A 4,221-nucleotide genomic window follows, 5' to 3' on the forward strand; every position below is an offset into this window, starting at 1 on the left:
CTTTCGCTTCCCATGGGGGTGCCGTTCCCAATTACATAGTAAATGTTATATTCCACTCTTCCAAATTAATATTATTTTCTTTCAGCTTATCTTTAGTTACTATGTTTTCAAATACTCCTATTTTACCATAATTCACTACTGCGTTTATATCTACTAATTCAGCCATTACTATCGCTTTGTTAACATCAGTAAGTTTTATTGGCATTTGTGATAAGCTTAATTGTATTTTACCTCCATTATATATCACTAAGGTAATTTTTATATCTCCATTGTCTGTTAATTCAACACTATATGGTAATATCGATCCACATCCTGTTTTTTTTAATTTATTTAGTTCTTCTTTATTTAAAAATTCTATAATTTTATTTATCTCTTTCTCTGATAGATCTTTTGGTAAATTTTCAAACATATCAACTATATTCTCTTCTTTTAGTGGGATTTCATTAAGTGATTCTTCTTTTACACTTACCTTTCCACTAGGAACCGTTACACCTTTAATATTATTTTCGCTGAGTTTGCAACCAATTATTACTTTCCCATCGTCACTAACCTTAAACACACAAGTGTTTTCTGTTTCAGAACTGTATGGTTCTTTTGAGGTCTCAGTAATACTGATACTAGTATTTTTATTGTTATTCTTACCTTCACTATCATTACAGACATCTTTAATATTTATAACATTTTTCATATATCGTTTTCCTTTCGTTAATAACTTTTTTTATAAAAAAATCTTCAATTAGTTTTAATTATATTTCATTATCATATTATCACTATTTTATACATTATTAAAGCTTTTTTTACATTATGCAATAGAATGCATAGAAGAAAGATTACCCCTTATATTATGAGTAACCTTTCTTCTTATTAAATTCAGTTTTAAAAGCTTTTAATAAATATCTACTATCTTACCATCAACACCTAAAATTAAAGTTACAAAATCATCAACATTAACATTAGTTAAAAAGTTGTTTATATTTCCATCATAATTGTTAAGTCTCGCCTTGTTGAAATATTTACTAAATTCGTATTTTTTATCATTCATTGTAAGTTCAGTTGGATTAAGCATATCTGGTGTGAATGCTTTAATTGTTCCAATCTCAATCTTATCATTTACATATATGAAAGTGTTTTTCTCCCATATATCTGATACAAAATAAACAACATCATAAATATTTAGTTCCGATTCTTGAATATTTGCACCCCTATAAATATGAGAATACTTTGTAGTCTTAAGTTGCTCTAGAAGTTTAACATTATCATTTTTATAGATCTGCGGTGCACCAAAATTAGCATCCACAATAACTGCATAATCATAACCTGAATTGTCGCTCTTATTTGTTAATATAATTGAAGAATATGCTCTAATAGCTTTAACTGCAACTTCGTAATCTACATATTCTCCATGATAATAATATAAATCAGCCTTTGGTAGCGTCATAGTTTGAGCCACATCATTTTCATCAGTGTAGGCTATTAATGAAGATGCTACACTTGTTACAGCATATTTTTCTGTAGAATTCTCTGTTACGCTTACTTTAGTAATATTTGATCCATCAATATACAGTTTATATTTTACTCCAAGTTCAACTTCGCCAGCATCACTATTAACTGTATATTTTGTTAAATCCGTAAGTCCCTGACCTACAAGGTAAACTTCATTATTTAAAAGACCATCTGAAGTTTTTGAGTTTCCAACCACTTTAACTTCTTTTAATGTACCTGTAATAGCAGTGTTTAAATATTCATCGCTAAAATATTTATCAGAAAAATATTCAGTTTGAGAACCCTTAATTAAGGTACTAAAAAGCCTATCAAACAATACTGCTGCTACTTTATATGTTAACTTATCATTTTTTCTCGCTGTTATATCTGTTGTTAATTCTAGTTTATAAGCCTGCTGAATATAATTGTTAGGCCATTGTAGTTTCGCTAGCTCTGGGTCCGTATCTGTATATCCAAGGAGTCTCACCATAATTGTATCTATCTCAGCCATTGTAACGTACTTCTCCGTATGAAAATTTCCATCTGGTGTTCCAAACATTAGACCTACGCCTACCACTCCATTAACATATCCACTAAGATCACTATTCGCAGCAATATCAGGGAAAATTGTTGTACCATTTAAATTTGTAGCTGTAGAAGTTAATCCATCGGCTATTGCTATAGCTTTTACGAGTTGTCCTCTAGTCACCAATTCGTCCTCACTCTTAATTGGCTTATCTATAACCTTTAATTGTTGCATCTTTTCCATTGAACCTGAGTAGCTTATTGGTCTTGCGCTTGCAAAAACCATTGTTGAACTTACAGTTGAAAACATCATTACACCTGCAAGCATTAAACTTAAACCTACTTTTTTAAATTTCATTTAATACACCATCCTTTTTTTCCCAGGGGTCTGACCCCTTATTTTCTTTTTTAACTTTGTGGCAATACTATTATATCACCCTCTTTAAGCCCACTTTTAATTTCTGTAACACTTTCATTACTTGTCCCAACTTGGACCTCTGTTTCTATTCCATCTGTTTCGTCGTCTTTAATCGTTACTATTTGTTTTTCTCCTGGTTTTGTGATTGCATCGCTCGGAACATATAATACATTAGTTATGCTTTCTGATTCTATCTTAGCTGTAACATTCATTCCACCCTTAAGCATATTCTGCCTTTCTTTGACTTTAATAGTTACAGCAAAGTTTGTTACTCCATTTTTAGAAGTTCCATTAAGAGCTATTTTTATAACTTCACCTTCTATAGGTTTTTCTATTGTATCAGAAAGTGCATCTAAAGTAAGTTGTGCCTTTTGTCCTGCGGCAACTTTTGATATATCAATTTCATCTATATCTACGTCAACTAGAACCACATTTGTTTGTTCAATAGAGGTTATTGCTTCTCCAGGCGAAACACTGTCCCCTATATTCATGCTCTGTTTAGCTATAATACCATCTATTGGCGCATATATTTTATAGTCTGTAAGCTGATTTTCTGAAGATGCTATCTTTATTTGTGAATCCTTAATTTTAGCACCACCAATTGATTGATTGATTGTAATATCTTCATTCTTTATTCTAATAACTTCTTGCCCTGAACTTATTTGCTGGTTTTTTTTAATAGATATACTACTTACTGTTCCACCAGTTTCACTTATAACTGTTGTTTTGCTTATATATTCTAATGCTGCTGAATTTGTACTTGCTACAGTCCCTTTTGAGGTTTCAAAATATGCCTCACCAATCATATCCTCTGAAATAGCACCCGGGTTATTTATTTGTATTTCTACTGTATATAATTGCCCTCCTGCGTTTGTAGATATAACTTTATTGCTAATATATGTAACCTTCCCCTCAACTGATTTCATAATAGAAGATATGCTTACATTAATTGGTTGATTTATTGATATCTTTTTTATATCTGCTGAATTAAACTCAACAGAAAGCTTAAGTATTGAAGTATCTTCAATAGTGAACAACGGTGCACCCTTTGTAAGTACATCATCTTTTTTTACAAGAATATCGCTGATTTGCCCCGAAAAAGGGGTGATAATAGAAAGTTTTCCAGCCTGAATCGCACTAGCACTATTTGCTAGTTGGTTCAGCCGCAAGGCATTTTTCGACTCACTTAAACCGAGTTGAGTAGCAGTATCGTCAAATTCACAAATTAAATCTCCAGCTTTAACTTTATCTCCTTCTTTAAAATATAAACCACTTACTTTACTGCTAACCTTTGAGACTACACTTGCGCTTTTGTCGTAATAAATATCTCCTGTACCTGAAACCGATAGCTTAACATCACCTTTTTTTACTACAGCAGTTTTTTGGGCCTTAACATTGGCAGCAAGTCTGTTTTGAACTATAGGCGACTTATAAAAAGCTACCCCAAGCACTAATATTATACAACTAATTGCTATATATTTTATCGGTTTCTTTGAAAAAATGCTCTTTATTTTATCTGAATATTTCATTTTTTTCCTCCATCCATTATTATGATAACAATATTTTAATATCAAATAAAACTATTCTACACTCTTAAGCGATCCGAGCATATCAATCGTATTTATTTTTTTCCCAAGAACCTTATTAACAAATAGTGAAAACATCATTGTAAGACCCCCAGAATATATGAAACTAGTTAATTTAATATACGGTAACATGGTCATGTCTTTCTGCGGACTTGAGGCTGTCATAAATGTGAGTAAAGCTATCCCAAGTGGTACCCCGATAATAATTCC

The 4,221-nt window shown here is 31.4% G+C and carries 4 protein-coding genes; all 4 read right to left on the bottom strand.

Going from position 1 to position 4,221, the window contains the following annotated elements; all coding sequences use genetic code 11:
- Window positions 1-31: 31 nt before the first annotated feature.
- A complete protein-coding gene (locus ACJAX4_RS22405) occupies window positions 32-688 on the bottom strand; it encodes an SLAP domain-containing protein (RefSeq protein WP_435791659.1) in 657 nt (218 codons plus the stop codon).
- A gap of 198 nt (window positions 689-886) precedes the next feature.
- On the bottom strand, window positions 887-2,365 hold the full coding sequence (locus ACJAX4_RS22410; RefSeq protein WP_435791660.1) for a hypothetical protein: 1,479 nt from the start codon (window positions 2,363-2,365) through the stop codon (window positions 887-889).
- 50 nt (window positions 2,366-2,415) lie between these two features.
- Window positions 2,416-3,954, bottom strand: a complete 1,539-nt coding sequence (locus tag ACJAX4_RS22415) for an efflux RND transporter periplasmic adaptor subunit (protein WP_435791661.1) — start codon at window positions 3,952-3,954, stop codon at window positions 2,416-2,418.
- 51 nt (window positions 3,955-4,005) lie between these two features.
- On the bottom strand, window positions 4,006-4,221 hold a 216-nt coding region (locus ACJAX4_RS22420; protein ID WP_435791662.1), incomplete at its 5' end, for a hypothetical protein.

It is taken from the genome of Clostridium sp. (assembly GCF_051278035.1).
Lineage (GTDB): Bacteria > Bacillota > Clostridia > Clostridiales > Clostridiaceae > Clostridium_AD.